Source organism: Enterobacter sp. JBIWA005 (assembly GCF_019968805.1).
Lineage (GTDB): Bacteria > Pseudomonadota > Gammaproteobacteria > Enterobacterales > Enterobacteriaceae > Enterobacter > Enterobacter vonholyi.
Genome location: NZ_CP074159.1, coordinates 2,950,535 through 2,967,585 on the forward strand (window position 1 = coordinate 2,950,535; position 17,051 = coordinate 2,967,585).

Sequence of the window (17,051 nt, forward strand, 5' to 3'; positions counted from 1 at the left end):
GTTTTCTCAGGCGTTTTGTCGCGGTAGTCTCATAGGTTCCGTTTATATGACGGCGCAATGTGAGTGACCTTTTCTTATACCAATAATTAAAAATTAGTACGGACAGGACAACTATGGACTCCACCCTCATCTCCGATCGTCCCAACGAGGAGATCCCTTCGCTCAATCGTGCCCGCCGCGCCGCACTCGGCAGCTTCGCGGGTGCCGTCGTCGACTGGTATGATTTTCTGCTTTACGGCATTACCGCCGCGCTGGTGTTTAACCGCGAATTCTTCCCCCAGGTCAGCCCTGCGATGGGCACGCTCGCCGCGTTTGCCACCTTCGGCGTTGGCTTTCTGTTTCGCCCGCTGGGGGGTGTGATCTTCGGCCACTTCGGCGACCGTCTCGGCCGCAAGCGCATGCTGATGCTCACCGTCTGGATGATGGGGATCGCCACCGCGCTGATTGGCATTCTCCCTTCGTTTTCCGCCATTGGCTGGTGGGCACCGGTGCTGCTGGTGACATTACGCGCTATTCAGGGCTTTGCCGTGGGCGGCGAATGGGGCGGCGCGGCGCTGCTATCCGTTGAGAGCGCGCCAAAAAATAAGAAAGCGTTTTACAGCAGCGGCGTGCAGGTCGGGTACGGCGTAGGGCTGTTGCTTTCCACAGGGCTGGTGTCGTTAATCAGCCAGCTCACCACCGACGAGCAGTTCCTGAGCTGGGGCTGGCGCATTCCGTTCATCTTCAGCATCGTGCTGGTCATTGCCGCGCTTTGGATCCGTAACGGAATGGAGGAGTCGGCAGAGTTCGAAAAGCAGCAGGAAAAACCGGCTGCTAACAGAAGACTTCCTGTCATGGAAGCCCTTGTCCGGCACCCTGGCGCTTTTCTGAAAATTATCGCCCTGCGCCTGTGCGAGCTGCTGACGATGTATATCGTCACCGCCTTTGCCCTGAACTACTCGACGCAGAATCTCGGCCTGCCGCGCGAACTGTTCCTGAATATTGGCCTGCTGGTCGGCGGGATCAGCTGTCTGACCATCCCCTGCTTCGCCTGGCTGGCGGACCGGTTTGGCCGCCGTCGCGTTTACATCACCGGGGCGCTGATTGGGACCCTCAGCGCCTGGCCGTTCTTTATGGCGCTGGAGGCGCAGTCTGTTTTCTGGATTGTTTTCTTTGCCATCATGCTCGCGAACATCGCTCACGATATGGTGGTCTGCGTGCAGCAGCCGATGTTTACCGAGCTGTTCGGCGCCAGCTACCGATACAGCGGCGCGGGCGTGGGCTACCAGGTCGCAAGCGTGGTTGGCGGCGGGTTTACGCCGTTTATTGCCGCTGCGCTGGTGACCTTCTCCGGCGGCAACTGGCACAGCGTGGCGATTTATCTTCTGGCCGGTTGCCTGCTGTCGGCGGCAACGGCGCTGCTGATGAAAGAGACGAGCCACCGCTGATCTCACTTTTGTTTCACAGGCGTGTGACATACTATCGGGTAGAGTCGCACACCTGTGGAACAAGGAGACAGAGATGAATAATAAGGGCTCCAGCCTGACCCCGGCTCAGGCGCTGGAAAAACTCGACGCGCTGTATGAACAGTCCGTCAACGCGCTGCGCAGCGCCATTAGCGAATATATCGAAACAGGGAAACTCCCCGACCAAAAGGCCAGAACCGAGGGCCTTTTTGTTTATCCATCGCTCTCTGTGACCTGGGACGGCAGCGCCAGCAGTAATCCCAAAACCCGCGCCTACGCCCGTTTTACCCACTCCGGCTGCTACAGCACCACCGTCACCCGCCCTGCACTTTTCCGCCCGTATCTTGAAGAACAGCTTACGCTGTTGTACCAGGATTACGGCGCGCACATTTCCGTTGAGCCCTCGCAGCATGAGATCCCTTATCCGTACGTGATTGACGGTTCGGCGTTAACCCTTGACCGCTCCATGAGCGCGGGGCTGACCCGCCACTTCCCGACCACCGAGCTTTCGCAGATTGGCGATGAGACCGCGGACGGGATTTATCACCCGGCCGAATTTTCTCCTTTGTCGCACTTTGACGCCCGCCGGGTCGATTTCTCCCTGGCGCGCCTGCGCCACTACACAGGTACACCAGTCGAACATTTCCAGCCGTTCGTGCTCTTTACCAACTACACCCGCTACGTTGACGAATTTGTCCGCTGGGGCTGCAGCCAGATCCTCGACCCCGAAAGCCCGTATATCGCGCTCTCCTGCGCGGGCGGGATCTGGATCACCGCGGAGACCGAAGCGCCCGAGCAGGCTATCTCCGATCTGGCGTGGAAAAAACACCAGATGCCCGCCTGGCACCTGATTACCGCCGACGGTCAGGGCATTACGCTGATCAACATCGGCGTCGGCCCGTCAAACGCCAAAACCATCTGCGACCATCTGGCGGTACTGCGCCCGGACGTGTGGCTGATGATTGGTCACTGCGGCGGCCTGCGTGAAAGCCAGCTGATTGGCGACTACGTGCTCGCCCACGCCTATCTGCGCGATGACCACGTGCTTGATGCGGTGCTGCCGCCGGATATTCCAATCCCGAGCATCGCCGAAGTGCAGCGTGCGCTGTACGACGCCACCAAAGAGGTCAGCGGCATGCCGGGAGAAGAAGTTAAGCAGCGGCTGCGCACCGGTACGGTCGTCACGACGGATGACCGCAACTGGGAGCTGCGTTACTCCGCATCGGCGCTGCGCTTCAACCTGAGCCGCGCGGTGGCGATCGATATGGAGAGCGCCACCATCGCCGCACAGGGCTATCGCTTCCGCGTTCCGTACGGCACGCTGCTGTGCGTCTCCGATAAGCCGCTGCACGGCGAAATTAAGCTGCCCGGCCAGGCCAACCGTTTCTACGAAGGGGCTATCTCAGAGCATCTGCAAATCGGCATTCGCGCTATCGACCTGCTTCGGGCGGAAGGTGACAGGCTCCATTCCCGCAAGCTGCGCACCTTCAACGAGCCGCCGTTCCGCTAATAACGATAAGGAAAAACAATGTCCAGCACATCACCGCTCTCTGCCCTGCGCCACTGGCTTGAGGCCAGCCATCTCGACGGGATGATCGTCCCGCGCGCGGATGCATGGCAGAGCGAATACTGCGCGCCGTACGACGAAAAGCTGGCCTGGCTGACGGGCTTTGACGGCTCTGCCGGCGTCGCGCTGATACTGAAGGATAAAGCGCTGCTGTTCGTTGACGGGCGCTATCAGGTCCAGGCCCGCGTTCAGGTGAATCTGGACGAGATTGAAATCCACCACCTGCACAACGAGCCGCTGGCTGAATGGCTGGCAGAAAACGTTGAGTCAGGCACGCGCATCGGTTTTGACCCGCTGTTGATGACCCACTCGGAGTTTGAGCAACTGTCCGCCACGCCTTGCGAGCTGGTCCCGCTGAAAGCCTCGCCGTTTGACACCTTATGGACCGATCGCCCTGCCGCGCCGGCGGGGCTTATCCGGAATATGCCGATTGAACACAGCGGCGAACGCAGCGCGGACAAACGCCAGCGCGTCGCTGCCGTGCTGGCCGCGAACAATGCCGATTATCTCGCCGTTACGCTGCCGGATAATATCGCCTGGCTGTTAAACGTGCGTGGCGCGGATATCCCATACAGCCCGGTACCGCTCTCCTTTGCCCTTCTTGGACGTGACGGTCACGTTGAGTGGTTTGTTAACGACAACAAGCTCGGCGCCCTGCCTGAATACGTCCGCAGTGCGTTCACCATTGCGCCACAGAAGGCCTTTGTCGAACGCTGCCAGCAGATTGCTGAAGGCAAACGGGTGATGGTGGATGCCGATTCCGCGCCGGTTGCCCTGCGCTTCGCCATTGAACCACGGGGGGAGATTGTCTGGCGGACCGACCCCATCACCCTGATGAAAGCCACCAAAAACCCGGTAGAACTGGCAGGCTATCGCGATTGTCATTACCAGGACGGTGCCGCGTGGGTCAACTTCCTCGCCTGGCTGAGCCGCGAAGTGCCGCTTCGCGAGGCGGCAGGAGATCCGCTCACCGAGCTGGAAGTCCAGGCGCAGCAGCTGGCGTTCCGTAAACAGCAGCCGGGGTTCATCGAGCAGAGTTTTGCGACCATCTCCGCCTCTTCGAGCAATGCGGCGATGTGCCACTATCATTCGAGCGAGGCCAGCAATAAGCCCATCGGCCATGACCATTTTTACCTGAACGATTCCGGCGGTCAGTACGTTAATGGCACCACTGACGCCACGCGCACGCTGGCATGGGGTCAGGTCGAGCCGGAGCAGCGCCTGCACTACACTGCCGTGCTGAGAGGCTTCCTGTCGCTGATTACCCTGCAGTTCCCTTCCGGGACTCAGGGACATCAGCTGGATGCATTTGCGCGTCGCCCGCTGTGGGAGATGGGGCTGGATTACGATCACGGTACGGGGCACGGTGTGGGGCACCAGCTGCTGATCCATGAGAACCCGCATCGCATCGCGAAAAAGGTCAACCCGTGGCCGCTTGTGGCGGGCAATATCATGACGATTGAACCGGGATACTATCTGGGCGATAGCCACGGTATTCGTATTGAAAACCAGGTGGAGGTTGTGGAGAGCCGACCGGGATTCTGCAAATTTGCCTCGCTGACGCTTATCCCGATCGACTTAAGTCAGGTTGAGCTGCATCTGTTGAGCGAGCAGGAAAAACAGTGGCTGGATGCATATCACCAGCAGGTGCGTGAGGCGCTGTCACCGCTGGTGAACGGCGATGCGCGTTCGTGGCTGGAAGAGGCGACAGCACCGGTTCGCGTGTAATTTGGTGCGACCTGGTGCCCTCACCCCTTCCCTCTCCCACGGGAGAGGGAGTTAACACTAAAAACGGCAACCTGGTTGCCGTTTTGCATTTACCTTGCGCAGAAAAGCAAAAAGCCTGCTTCAAAAGCAGGCTTTTCAAATTTGGCTCCTCTGACTGGACTCGAACCAGTGACATACGGATTAACAGTCCGCCGTTCTACCGACTGAACTACAGAGGAATCGTGTGAACGGGGCGCATATTATCGATGCTCCCCCGGGATGTCAAAGGCAGAATGCATATTTCCGATCGTTTGCCGAATTATTCTCCACTTCGCGCAATTGTCAGGCATTTTTCCGCGGATATTTCCACAGCCAGCGCCCGCTGACCATTCGCCAGTAGAACAGCGCCCCACGTACGGCCCAGTCGAGGAACATCCCCAGCCAGACGCCGACCACTCCCCATCCGAGCATTACCCCGAGCGTATACCCCGCCACAACGCGACATCCCCACATGCCGAGCATCGAAACCCACATCGCAAAGCGGGCGTCGCGCGCCCCCTTCAGCCCGGCGGGCAATACCCATGAGGCCGCCCAGATGGGCATAAAGGCCGCGTTGAGCCAGATGAGGATCTTAACGACCTCTTTAACGTCGTCTTCGTGGGTATAAAACGAGGCCATCAGCCCGGCAAAGGGCGCGGTTCCCCAGGCGATCAGCGTCAGTCCAATGGTCGACAGCCAGAAAACATGCCGCAGCTGCCGCTCCGCCTGGCCTATCTGCCCTTTCCCGAGCCGTTTACCGGTGATGATGGTCGATGCCGACCCCAGCGCGTTACCCGGCAGGTTAATCAGCGAGGCGATGGAAAAAGCGATAAAGTTACCGGCGATCACGTCGGTGCCCATCCCGGCGACAAACATCTGCGTCAGCAATTTCCCGCCGTTAAACAGCACCGACTCAATGCTCGCAGGAATACCGATCCCCATCACTTCCCAGATAATGGCGAAATTAAAGGGGCGGAAATAGCTTTTCAGCGTAAGGCGTAGCGAGGGGGTGATCCCCGCCATCAGTACCCCGATGATGGCTGCCGCACCGATATAGCGTGAAATGGTTAAACCCAGTCCGGCGCCGACGAAGCCGAGCCCGTCCCACGAGAACACGCCGTAGATCAGCACGCTGCTGATAATGATATTGAGGATATTCATCCCGCCGTTGATCAGTAGCGGAATTTTGGTGCTGCCCGCCCCGCGCAGCGCGCCGCTGCCAATAAGGGCAATGGCCGCTGCCGGATAGCTTATGACGGTCATCTCCAGGTAGGTCAGCGCCAGGTCTTTAACCTCGTTCGTGGCCTCCCCGGCGACAAAGTCGATAATCTCTTTACCAAAATAGTGGATCACCGCCGCCAGGACGATCGAAAAAATGGTCATGATCATCAGCGACTGGCGGGCCGCCTCGCGTGCACGTTTGGGATCCAGCTTGCCGAGGCTAAAGGCCACCACCACCGTCGTCCCGAGGTCTATGGCGGCAAAGAACGAGATCACCACCATGTTAAAGCTGTCCGCCAGCCCAACCCCAGCCATCGCCTCTTTACCCAGCCAGCTCACCAGAAAGGTGCTCAGAACCCCCATCAGCAGAACGCAGGTATTTTCCAGGAAGATAGGCACAGCAAGAGGGGTGATTTCACGCCAGAACAGGACACGATAGCTTTTACGTTTTGCATACCATGGCGTGCGCGTTATCGCCTGGCGTAAGGAGGCAGTGACGTTCAAAATGGACCTTAGCGAGAAAAGTTGAAACTCCATTTCAAATGATGGGGGACAAATGCTAATCCTGCAAAGTATTTTCCAGAAAAAGATGTGTGGATTTACAACAAACTGACGACAGAATCAGCAATCGGTCGATTTTCCCTAAGATCAGGTTTGACAAAACTTTTTTCGCCGCTAAGATAAGCCTCCACAACGATTCCTCTGTAGTTCAGTCGGTAGAACGGCGGACTGTTAATCCGTATGTCACTGGTTCGAGTCCAGTCAGAGGAGCCAAATTTAAAAAGCCTGCTTTTAAAGCAGGCTTTTTGCTTTGCGGATGAGGGAAAATGAACGCTCTGTTTGTCTACGGCACGCTGCGCCCGGGCCACTCTAATGCGCATATTCTTGAGAACATCGGCGGCGAATGGCTGGCCGGTTCCGTATCCGGCACGTTTTACGAACGCGGCTGGGGTGCTGCGGCGGACTTCCCGGGGATCGTGCTCCACCCCGATGGTCCCCGCGTCGAAGGCTATCTGTTTATCTCTGATAACCTTGCCGCACACTGGCAATTGCTGGATGAATTTGAAGACGGCTATGACCGGGTTGAGGTCGCAGTGACCACCTCTGAAGGCAAGCAGGTTCAGGCCTGGATTTATCAGCTGCAGCCGCGTTCTGAGTCATAAAAAAAAGGCTCTCTGTCACCAGAGAGCCTTTTTCACGATTCGCTGCGATTACTCGCTTTTTGCTTCGCCGTTTTTGATTTCGCCCATCACTTTCAGCTTCTTGGAGATGTCGCGACGCTCTTTGGACAGCTCTGCGTTTTTGATGATGTAGTCATCAACGCGGTCTTCATAGTCGCTCTTCATGCTGGCGATGATGCCCTGAATAGCTTCAACGCTCATGCCTGGCTTGATGTAGTCGCTCAGGTTGTCGAGCAGCAGAACACGTTTCTGGTTGTCACGGATCTTCTTCTCAACGTCCTGGATTTCACGCTGCAGTTTGTTTTTGCGGCGGAACAGGCGGACGAATTCCAGAACATCCTGGAACGAAGGCTTGGTAGTTTCCATTTTTACACCCCTGATAATGTGAGAGTCGGATTCGTTAAGGCAACCGTTGTAACAATAACCTTACTGACAGCGGCTGCGAATGACAATGAGTATATCGTTTAAAGCTATCATAACCCCAATTGCTGCTGAATCGAAGCAGCAGCCGTCACATACGCCTTTTATTTGCGCAGCGCCCGGCAAATAAGGTGCGATAACAGCTCAAGCTGCCGCGCCAGTTCCATGCTCAGCCAGACGTAGCCATGAATAGGCGTTTCCGCCACGTTATCGCTCTGGCGTTCATTGATTAACTGCTTCAGCTCCGCGACGATCTCATTCAGTCGCTCGCTGTTGGCCAGTATCGGCTGCGGGTTGCCTTCATAGAGCGCATGAGCGATGGTCAACAACGTTTGCTGCGTCATCTGCTGAGTCTCTTTGAGGGTCTGCGCATTAAGCATCAACAGATGGCTGGGACGCGAAGCCCAGTGGGCGTTGATTTGCAGTTCAAGCATGCAGACCAGGTTGCGGCTTACCGTCTGGATAGCTTCGAAAATCGATTTTTGAATGCGGGTTTCTTTGCTAGCGGGCGTGATCAGGCCGCGCATTTTAACCACGTCGTTAAGGATGGTTTGCAGGTGCTTTTCCAGCCGCGGGCGCTCGACCAGATTAGGGGAAAAACCGGCCTGATAAACGCGGTTAAAGGCGGTAACGTAGTTAGCCATCTGAATACGCCAGTGCAGAAAAGCCCGCTGCGGCCAGATACCGGTAAAAAGCATGGCCAGCAGCGACCCCAGGATGACATCCCCGCTTCGCCACAGCGCCGTGGTCATATCCCCGGCGGGCGCCCCGACAACCACCGCGAGAGTAATACCAATCAGCAGCGCCTGATAGGGCTTTTTGCCCAACGCCAGCCAGCCGCAGAGGAACATAGCGGCACCACACCATGCCAGCATCACCGGAAATGAGATGAGCTCCAGCTTCAGCGCAATAAGACCCAGGGCCGAGCCAAGAACAGTCCCGCCAATTCGTTCAAAGGCGCGCGGGACCACGTTCCCCCAAAACGAGATGGGCCCCATCACCACCACCAGCGTGATCAGCGGCCACGTCCCTTCCGGAACGTCCAGCAAACGGACCAGTACAAACGTCAATACGAAAGCCAGCGCGATGCGACACCCGTGCACAACGCGGTAATGTTTATACAACCGAATTTCAAAAGGAGTTAATGATTTGTCGGGACGCACACCCGCTCTCCAGCTACACGGCAAACCACAATTGTACTGTGTTTTCAGCCGGGCGGATCGATCCCGGCTGAAAAACCCTTCATTTAGCAGGCTTAAACCGTTTTATGCTCGACGGCGATATACATTTCGATATCCCAGTAGCCGTCCGCATTGCCGTCATTGAGATAGCGTTCGAAGCAGGGCTTAAGCGCCATCTGGTACTTATTGTCCTGCAGCAGGGAATTGAAGAACTGATACCAGGGCGTGGCGAAGTCGTAGTTTTCCACGCGAGCCGTCGCCACGGCATAGTCCCCGGCCGCGATTTCCGTCATCATGACGCCTTCGCTGTTTTCCGGAATAACGAAATCGTCCGGTACGGTAACGGCCGTATCACAGCGCAGTTTTTCTGCCGGGACTTCATCCGGGTTATCGTAATAGACCGCCACCCACTCCAGCGGCTCAATGTGACGCCCGTCAACCCACATGACCAGCTGTTCAAAGCCCTGCTTTACCGTGTGTTCCCACGGGCCGACCAAATGAAAACCGGCAATCTTACGTTTCTGTTGCTGCTTAATGCTGTAGTCCATGCTGCCTCCATTTATTACTGTATATTTATACACTATAAAACTGGATTATCATTATCAGCAAACGAGGAGTGTTTATTATGTGAGCAGACTCGCAACCCTGCCAGTCTGCTCAGCAGGACTTATAGCGTGTGATGCAGGTAATCGCTCAGTCGAGAGAACAGGCCGCCTTTATCAACGGCTTCCAGCGTTACCAGCGGCCAGTGGGCTACCACTTTGTCGCGGTCATAGAGCTGGATTTCTCCGACCCGCTGATGCGCGGCAATCGGCGCTTCCAGCTCTTTTTTATCCAGCACGTATTTGGCTTTGATGTTCGGTACTTCCGCTTTCGGCAAGGCCAGCCAGAAGTCCTGGTCGGTTCCCAGTTTCACCTGTTCCTTGTCGCCGTACCAGATGCGCTCCGTCCCCACTTTTTTTCCGCTATGCAGGATCTGCACCGTATCGAAATTCTGCTGTCCCCAGTGCAGCAGTTTTCGGGCCTGGTCCTCACGCCCTTTCGGGCTGTCCGCCCCCATCACCACCGCGATTAAACGGCGCTGGCCGTCTACGGCAGACGCAATCAGGTTAAAGCCAGCCCCCGAGGTATGCCCCGTTTTAAGGCCGTCCACGTTCATGGTTTTATCCCACAGCAGGCCGTTACGGTTTTGCTGGGTGATCCCGTTCCAGGTCAGGCTCTTTTCGCTGTACATATGGTAAAACTCAGGTTCGCCGTGGATGATGGCCCGGGAGAGTACGGCCAGGTCATAGGCGGAGCTGTGCTGGCCCGGCGCGTCCAGCCCGTGGACGGTTTCAAAATGCGTATCGCGCAGGTTCAGCTTCTGCACGTAGTCGTTCATCATTTTCACGAACTGCGGCTGCCCGCCCGCCACGTGATCGGCCAGCGCCACGCAGGCGTCGTTGCCGGAATCGACTATCAGGCCGCGGCTCAGATCGCGCACGGAGACGCGATCGCCCTCTTTCAGGAACATCAGCGACGAGCCGTCAAAAACCGGGTTTCCTTTTGCCCAGGCATCGCGCCCTACGGTGACAATATCGTCCGGCGTAATGCGGTGGCTATCAATGGCCCGATCCACCACATAGCCCGTCATCAGCTTGGTCAGGCTCGCCGGATTACGTTGTTGATGTTCGTTGCCCGCCGTTAAAATCTGACCAGTCGTGTAATCCATCAGCACCCAGGAGCCAGCCTGAATGGCCGGAGGCTGCGGCGAAAAATCCAGTGGTTCGGCCGCAAAAGCAGATGAGACACTCGAAGCGAGTAAAGAAACAGCAATAAACAGACGGCGTTTCAACGGTATATCCTCAGGTCAGTAAAAATCGATGACCTTTTTACGGGAGTTCTGATGTCGTTACCTGGCTTAATTGCAAAAAAATGTGACAGAACGCAGATTTTTCTCTGAAGCTGGCGCGCAAATTTGCCTCGCGGCGGTGCTTTTTATTCGGTCTGACCCGCGCGATCGTTTACCATAGTGACGTCATTTTTTAACAGGATGGTATTACTGGTGTCTGACTCTGCCGCTCGCCCGACTTTTTTGTTCCACGACTACGAAACCTTTGGCACTCACCCGGCGCTGGACCGACCGGCGCAGTTTGCCGCCATCCGTACCGACGACGAATTCAACATTATTGGCGAGCCCGAGGTCTTTTACTGCAAACCGGCTGATGACTACCTGCCGCAGCCCGGTGCGGTCATGGTTACCGGCATCACCCCGCAGGAAGCGCGGGAGAAAGGCGTTAACGAGGCAGAGTTCGCCCGACGCATTCACGATCTGTTTACCGTTCCCAATACCTGCGTGGTTGGTTACAACAACATCCGCTTCGATGACGAAGTGACGCGCAATATCTTCTATCGCAACTTCTACGATCCCTATGCCTGGAGCTGGCAGAACCGCAATTCCCGCTGGGATTTGCTCGACATCATGCGTGCCTGCTACGCCCTGCGTCCTGAAGGCATTAACTGGCCGGAAAATGAGGAAGGGCTGACCAGCTTCCGGCTGGAACACCTGACGCGCGCCAACGGTATCGAGCACAGCAACGCCCACGACGCGATGGCGGACGTCTATGCCACCATTGCCATGGCGAAGCTGGTGAAAAGCGCACAGCCCCGGTTGTTCGAGTATCTGCTGAGCCACCGCAGTAAACAGAAATTGATCACGCTGATTGATGTACCGCAGATGAAGCCGCTGGTGCATATTTCCGGCATGTTTGGCGCATGGCGCGGCAATACCAGCTGGGTTGCGCCGCTGGCGTGGCATCCGGACAACCGTAATGCGGTCATCATGGTGGACCTGGCGGGCGATATTTCACCCCTGCTGGAGCTCGACAGCGATACCCTGCGCGAACGTTTGTACACGCCAAAAAATGAACTCGGCGATCTGCCCGCGGTGCCGGTCAAACTGGTGCACATAAATAAATGTCCGGTACTCGCTCAGGCGAACACGCTGCGCCCGGAAGATGCAGACAGGCTGGGCATCAACCGTCAGCACTGCCTCGATAACCTGAAAGTGCTGCGCGAAAACCCGCAGGTGCGCGAGAAAGTGGTTGCTATCTTTGCCGAGGCGGAGCCATTCGTGCCGTCTGAAAACGTGGATGCCCAGCTCTATAACGGCTTCTTCAGCGATGCCGATCGCGCGGCCATGAATATCGTTCTGCAAACCGAGCCGCGTAACTTACCGGCGCTTGATATCACCTTCGCCGATAAGCGCATCGAAAAGCTGATGTTTAATTACCGCGCGCGTAACTACCCCGGCACGCTGGATGAAGCCGAGCAGGAACGCTGGCTGCAGCACCGTCGCAACGTATTTACGCCAGAGTATCTGCACAGCTACGCTCAGGAGCTGGAAATGCTTTATGGCCAGTATGAAGGGAATGCTGAGAAACAGGCACTGTTGAAATCCCTGTTCCAGTACGCGCAAGAGATAGTCTGAAAGTCAGAAATAAAAAAACCGAAGGCGATGGTCTCCGGTTTTTTTTTGCCCTGCGGCGCTGCGCTTACGCGGGCTTACGGGTTATGTAGGTCGGGTAAGGCGTAACCGCCACCCGACACAGTCTTACGCGACGTCTTCGTACTGCGGAACCGGGTTACGGAAGCTCTTCGTAACGCAGGCCAGGTAAATCAGGCCGATACCCGCCCAAATCAGGCCAAGCACCATCGAGCTCTCTTCCAGGTTAACCCACAGCGCGCCCACGGTCAGGGCACCGCACATCGGCAGGAACAGATACTGGAAGTGATCTTTCAGCGTTTTGTTACGCTTTTCACGGATCCAGAACTGAGAGATAACCGACAGGTTAACAAAGGTGAACGCCACCAGCGCACCAAAGTTAATCAGCGCCGTAGCCATCACCAGATCAAAGTTAATTGCCAGAAGCGCAATCGCACCGACCAGGATGATGTTCATCGCCGGGGTACGCCAGGTTGGATGCACGTAGCCGAAGAAGCTTTTCGGGAATACGCCATCGCGGCCCATTACGTACATCAGACGCGCAACGCCTGCATGCGCGGCCATACCGGACGCCAGTACGGTGATGGTGGAGAAGATCAGCGCACCAACCTGGAACGCTTTACCCGCCACATAGAGCATGATTTCTGGCTGAGACGCATCCGGATCCTTGAAGCGGGAGATATCCGGGAAGTACAGCTGCAGGAAATAGGTCGAGAAAATAAAGATCAGACCGCCAATCAGCGCCGTCAGGAAGATTGCGCGAGGGATCACGCGCTCTGCATCCTTCGTTTCCTCGGACAGGTTGCTGATGCCGTCAAAACCGGTAAAGGAGAAGCACAGAATGGTTGCCCCGGTAATCATCGGGATCACATGCGCATCACCAGACCAGAACGGTTTGCTGCTCGCCAGGGTGCCCGCGCCTTCGCCGTGGAACACGCCATAGATCACCATGCCAAGAATAACGGCAATCAGGACAACCTGAAGCACAACGATAACGGAGTTAAAGTTGGCAACAGACTTAATGCTACGCAGGTTGAAGGCCGTCATAAAGGCCACCAGCGCCACGACGAACATCCAGGATGGAATCGATGGCACCAGCGCTTCAAAATAGATTTTTGCCAGCAGAATGTTGATCATCGGCGCGAACAGATAGTCGAGCAGCGAAGACCAGCCCACCATAAAGCCAACCGTCGGGCTGATGGATTTCTGTGCATAGGTGTAGGCGGAACCGGCAGACGGATAGCGGCGAACCAGCTTACCGTAGCTCAGCGCGGTAAAGAGGATCGCAATCAGCGCGAAGCCGTAAGCCGTCGGCACATGACCGTCTGTGAGGCCTGATACGATACCGAATGTATCGAACAGCGTCATCGGTTGCATATAGGCCAGGCCCATCATAACAACCGGAATCAACGTAAGCGTTTTACGTAATTCCACGCGAGAGGTGTTTGGAGTTGCGTTATGCGACATAGTTATTCTCCTTTAAGGTGATAACCGCCACGTAAGCGAAAAATTGCCCCATTTGTTTCTTCCTCAGCGACAACAACTGTCGGATTTTAGTAAATATCTATCCGGTACGAAGCCCGGCCTCTTGGTTTTTAGTTTCGTTTCGTACATGCAAAAAAAAATAACCGACGCCTTTTATATCGTCGATTATTCATTTGGTTGCAGCGGCGGCATTTTGCCCCACATCGGATACAAAAGGCAATACTTTGCAACGCAGCGGGTAATTTTCTTTTTGCTAACTGGCTGATTTCTCGACGCTGCCCTGAGCATAAACAGCGGCGATAGCACTATTTGCTAAAATTTCGTCGCGCCACCAGGCACTTGCCAGCCCGGCGGTCTGTTCATTCCAGCCCACCCACACCGACTCATGGCTGTTTTGAGCAAGTACCTGTTTTTCAACAAGCGCACCGCTGTCAATAAACCGCTGCGCCAGATAGCGGGGCAAATAGCCGCAGCCCAGGCCGCTTATTTGCAGCTCCAGCTTGGTTTTAAAGTCGAAAACGGTGATGGCCTCCTGCTCATCAAGCAGCTGCGAGGAGGCCGAACATTCCGGACGAGAGCTGTCCCCAACCACGATGGCGCGGTAGCCTTTAATCATACGACGGTTAAGAGGCTCTGGTTCCTGAGCCAGGGGATGATGGGGCGCCACGGCAAATACCTGCTCCAGCACGCCGAGCCGGGCAAAACCAAAATCGCTCAGTTGGGGAGGCTCATGGAGTGCACCGACAAAAATATCCGCCCTGCCCTGGGTTAAAGCATCCCAGGAGCCACCCAGCACGCCATTTATAAAGATAAGACGGGTCACGCTGTGATGTTGATAAAAAGCTTCAATCAGCGGCGTCAGGAGAGAAAATGGAAAGGTATCATCCACGCCAATAACCAGCTCGTTTTCCCATCCCTGATGGAGCTTAACAGCCTGTTTTTCCAGCTCGCGAACGGTATGCAGAACTTCGCGGCCTTTTTCCAGCAGCATCTGTCCGGTTCGGGTAAAACGTGCGCGGTGCCCGGAGCGATCGAGGATCTGAATATTGAGATCGCTTTCCAGTTTTTGAACGGTATAGCTCAACGCAGATGGGGTTTTGTAGAGCTTTGCCGACGCAGCGGCAAAGCTCCCCTCTTTTTCCAGTGCATCCAGAATAATAAGAACATCCAGCAGCGGTTTCATGCTCGCCCCCTTCTGGTGTGCGATCGTCTCCGCTGCGGGTCTTATTCCATGGGCATCACCAGCGGATCGGGATACTGATACTCAAACCCCAGCTCATGACAAATGCGATTGCCATCAACAATTTTGCCTTTGCTGTCATCTTTTGCCTCACTAAAGACCGGCGGAGCCAGGCCAAGCTGACGTGCCATCAGCGGGTAAAAGGTGCTGCGCGCTGGATGAGACGGTGCACATATATTATAGATGTGTCCGCCTTTCGGAGCCTGTAAGAGTAACTCAATCGCGCCAATAACATCCTCAAGATGGACAAGATTCACGCCGTGCTGGCCGTCTGGCGCCGTCTTTCCGGCAAAAAAGCGTCCCGGATGGCGTCCAGGCCCCACCAATCCTGCCAGACGCACGATATCGACCTGCGTGCCGGGAAGATTATGCAACCAGTCTTCCAGCTCTTTCAGGACCTGACCGCTCGCCGTAACGGGACGGCGCTCGGAGCTCTCTTTTACCACACCTTCAGCATCGCCATAGACCGACGTCGAGCTGGTGAAAACAATGCGCGGTACGTGATGCGCCAGCGCGCTGTCGACAATCTCCTGCATCGCCTGCAGATAAAATGATTCGCCCGGGCCGCTGCGCCGCGCGGGTAGCGTAATGACCAGCGCATCCACGTTCATCAGCGTGTCCAGATCGTCCGCATCACACACCAGCTCCGGCTCCAGACGCAGTTCAACGCCATCAATACCGCACATGCGCGCCGCTTCGACCCCATCTCGGGTGGTCTTACTCCCGGTCACCTGCCAGCCTTTCGCGGCTAATGACATCGCCAGCGGCATTCCCAGCCATCCTAAACCGACAATCGCGACCTTTTTCATGCGAATTCTCCTGACTCTTACTCGTCTTTCATAAGGCTACGCCAGCCCGGCAGAACACACAATTCATAGCATCAATATGAAATGAATTAATGATCAAAAAAAGCCCTTGCAATATGTCGCACAACTGGTTTAGGTTAAAAGACATCAAATGAATAAGCATTCATCGAGAATTTATATGACACGCGTTCAATTTAAACACCACCATCATCACCATCATCCTGACTAGTCTTTCAGGCGATGTGTGCTGGAAGACGTTTGGATCTTCCAGTGGTGCATGAACGCATGAAAAAGCCCCCGGAAGATCTTCTTCCGGGGGCTTTTTTTTGGACCGAATTCAGACAGGTTAAAACAGGTTAACGAGGAATAAAGAATGTTAGATAACTCACGTTTACGCATAGCTATTCAAAAATCAGGCCGTTTGAGTGACGATTCACGCGAACTGCTGGCCCGCTGCGGGATTAAAATTAACCTGCACACCCAGCGCCTGATTGCTCTGGCTGAAAACATGCCCATCGACATTCTGCGCGTGCGTGATGACGATATTCCCGGCCTGGTCATGGATGGCGTCGTTGACCTCGGCATCATCGGGGAAAACGTGCTGGAAGAAGAGCTGCTGACCCGCCGCGCGCAGGGCGAAGATCCGCGTTACTTCACCCTGCGTCGTCTGGACTTCGGCGGCTGCCGCCTGTCGCTGGCAACGCCGGTTGATGAAGCCTGGGACGGCCCGGCCGCGCTGAACGGCAAACGTATTGCCACCTCCTACCCTCACCTGTTAAAGCGTTATCTGGATCAGAAAGGCGTGCAGTTTAAATCCTGCCTGCTGAACGGCTCCGTTGAAGTGGCGCCGCGTGCGGGCCTGGCGGACGCCATCTGTGACCTGGTCTCTACCGGCGCGACGCTGGAAGCGAACGGCCTGCGCGAAGTGGAAGTGATCTACCGCTCCAAAGCGTGCCTGATTCAGCGCGACGGCGAGATGGCGGATGCCAAGCAGCAGCTGATTGACAAACTGCTGACCCGCATTCAGGGCGTCATTCAGGCGCGTGAGTCCAAGTACATCATGATGCACGCCCCAACCGAGCGCCTGGATGAAGTGATTGCCCTGCTGCCGGGCGCCGAGCGCCCAACCATCCTGCCGCTGGCGGGCGATCAGCAGCGCGTGGCGATGCACATGGTGAGCAGCGAAACCCTGTTCTGGGAAACCATGGAAAAACTGAAGGCGCTGGGCGCAAGCTCCATCCTGGTGCTGCCAATTGAGAAGATGATGGAGTAATG

General features: G+C 56.0%; 15 protein-coding genes, 2 tRNA genes and 1 other annotated feature. Of the genes, 8 read left to right on the top strand and 9 right to left on the bottom strand.

Annotation, left to right across the window (positions count from 1 at the left end; genetic code table 11):
• The first annotated feature begins 113 nt into the window (after window positions 1-113).
• The 3 genes from shiA to KGP22_RS14055 all read left to right on the top strand — a co-directional run bounded on the left by shiA (window position 114) and on the right by KGP22_RS14055 (window position 4,740).
• Window positions 114-1,427: a shikimate transporter gene (gene shiA / locus KGP22_RS14045; protein ID WP_223579629.1), complete on the top strand. Its 1,314-nt coding sequence runs from the start codon at window positions 114-116 to the stop codon at window positions 1,425-1,427.
• Between the two features lie 73 nt (window positions 1,428-1,500).
• On the top strand, window positions 1,501-2,955 hold the full coding sequence (locus KGP22_RS14050) for an AMP nucleosidase (protein WP_111966061.1): 1,455 nt from the start codon (window positions 1,501-1,503) through the stop codon (window positions 2,953-2,955).
• An 18-nt stretch (window positions 2,956-2,973) separates the two neighbouring features.
• The gene (locus KGP22_RS14055; RefSeq protein ID WP_223579632.1) at window positions 2,974-4,740 is read left to right on the top strand and encodes an aminopeptidase P family protein; all 1,767 of its coding nucleotides are present in this window, start codon (window positions 2,974-2,976) and stop codon (window positions 4,738-4,740) included.
• 142 nt (window positions 4,741-4,882) lie between these two features.
• Here KGP22_RS14055 and KGP22_RS14060 read toward each other — a convergent pair.
• A tRNA-Asn gene (locus KGP22_RS14060) sits at window positions 4,883-4,958 on the bottom strand.
• 103 nt (window positions 4,959-5,061) lie between these two features.
• The gene (gene emmdR / locus KGP22_RS14065; RefSeq protein ID WP_149366528.1) at window positions 5,062-6,516 is read right to left on the bottom strand and encodes a multidrug efflux MATE transporter EmmdR; all 1,455 of its coding nucleotides are present in this window, start codon (window positions 6,514-6,516) and stop codon (window positions 5,062-5,064) included.
• A gap of 161 nt (window positions 6,517-6,677) precedes the next feature.
• On the opposite strand from emmdR, the gene KGP22_RS14070 reads away from it, so the two are divergent.
• Both KGP22_RS14070 and KGP22_RS14075 read left to right on the top strand, forming a co-directional pair.
• A tRNA-Asn gene (locus KGP22_RS14070) sits at window positions 6,678-6,753 on the top strand.
• A 53-nt stretch (window positions 6,754-6,806) separates the two neighbouring features.
• Window positions 6,807-7,142 carry a gamma-glutamylcyclotransferase family protein gene (locus KGP22_RS14075; RefSeq protein ID WP_111966146.1) on the top strand — a complete coding sequence of 112 codons (336 nt, stop codon included), beginning with the start codon at window positions 6,807-6,809 and terminating at the stop codon, window positions 7,140-7,142.
• A gap of 48 nt (window positions 7,143-7,190) precedes the next feature.
• Here KGP22_RS14075 and KGP22_RS14080 read toward each other — a convergent pair whose 3' ends face one another.
• The 4 genes from KGP22_RS14080 to dacD all read right to left on the bottom strand — a co-directional run bounded on the left by KGP22_RS14080 (window position 7,191) and on the right by dacD (window position 10,595).
• A complete protein-coding gene (locus KGP22_RS14080) occupies window positions 7,191-7,526 on the bottom strand; it encodes a DUF496 family protein (RefSeq protein ID WP_008499467.1) in 336 nt (111 codons plus the stop codon).
• Between the two features lie 158 nt (window positions 7,527-7,684).
• The gene (locus tag KGP22_RS14085) at window positions 7,685-8,743 is read right to left on the bottom strand and encodes an FUSC family protein (RefSeq protein WP_133294755.1); all 1,059 of its coding nucleotides are present in this window, start codon (window positions 8,741-8,743) and stop codon (window positions 7,685-7,687) included.
• A 92-nt stretch (window positions 8,744-8,835) separates the two neighbouring features.
• Window positions 8,836-9,309, bottom strand: a complete 474-nt coding sequence (gene sbmC / locus KGP22_RS14090; RefSeq protein WP_149367481.1) for a DNA gyrase inhibitor SbmC — start codon at window positions 9,307-9,309, stop codon at window positions 8,836-8,838.
• A gap of 119 nt (window positions 9,310-9,428) precedes the next feature.
• On the bottom strand, window positions 9,429-10,595 hold the full coding sequence (dacD, locus tag KGP22_RS14095) for a serine-type D-Ala-D-Ala carboxypeptidase DacD (RefSeq protein ID WP_032646438.1): 1,167 nt from the start codon (window positions 10,593-10,595) through the stop codon (window positions 9,429-9,431).
• A gap of 207 nt (window positions 10,596-10,802) precedes the next feature.
• Here dacD and sbcB point away from each other — a divergent pair, with 207 nt between their 5' ends.
• On the top strand, window positions 10,803-12,230 hold the full coding sequence (sbcB, locus tag KGP22_RS14100) for an exodeoxyribonuclease I (protein ID WP_187695497.1): 1,428 nt from the start codon (window positions 10,803-10,805) through the stop codon (window positions 12,228-12,230).
• A gap of 123 nt (window positions 12,231-12,353) precedes the next feature.
• Here sbcB and plaP read toward each other — a convergent pair whose 3' ends face one another.
• The 3 genes from plaP to KGP22_RS14120 form a co-directional block, all read right to left on the bottom strand.
• On the bottom strand, window positions 12,354-13,712 hold the full coding sequence (plaP, locus tag KGP22_RS14105; RefSeq protein ID WP_023312362.1) for a putrescine/proton symporter PlaP: 1,359 nt from the start codon (window positions 13,710-13,712) through the stop codon (window positions 12,354-12,356).
• Window positions 13,713-13,983: 271 nt separating this feature from the next.
• Entirely contained in the window at window positions 13,984-14,913 is a 930-nt protein-coding gene (locus KGP22_RS14115) for a LysR substrate-binding domain-containing protein (RefSeq protein WP_111966142.1), read from the bottom strand.
• Window positions 14,914-14,954: 41 nt separating this feature from the next.
• The gene (locus tag KGP22_RS14120; RefSeq protein ID WP_111966141.1) at window positions 14,955-15,779 is read right to left on the bottom strand and encodes an SDR family oxidoreductase; all 825 of its coding nucleotides are present in this window, start codon (window positions 15,777-15,779) and stop codon (window positions 14,955-14,957) included.
• A 175-nt stretch (window positions 15,780-15,954) separates the two neighbouring features.
• Between KGP22_RS14120 and hisL the strand changes: the two genes are divergently transcribed.
• On the top strand, window positions 15,955-16,005 hold the full coding sequence (hisL, locus tag KGP22_RS14125; protein WP_001364200.1) for a his operon leader peptide: 51 nt from the start codon (window positions 15,955-15,957) through the stop codon (window positions 16,003-16,005).
• Window positions 15,981-16,104, top strand: a sequence feature (His leader region). Its footprint overlaps the gene before it by 25 nt.
• A 45-nt stretch (window positions 16,105-16,149) precedes the next feature.
• The gene (gene hisG / locus KGP22_RS14130; RefSeq protein WP_000886595.1) at window positions 16,150-17,049 is read left to right on the top strand and encodes an ATP phosphoribosyltransferase; all 900 of its coding nucleotides are present in this window, start codon (window positions 16,150-16,152) and stop codon (window positions 17,047-17,049) included.
• Window positions 17,050-17,051: the final 2 nt, after the last annotated feature.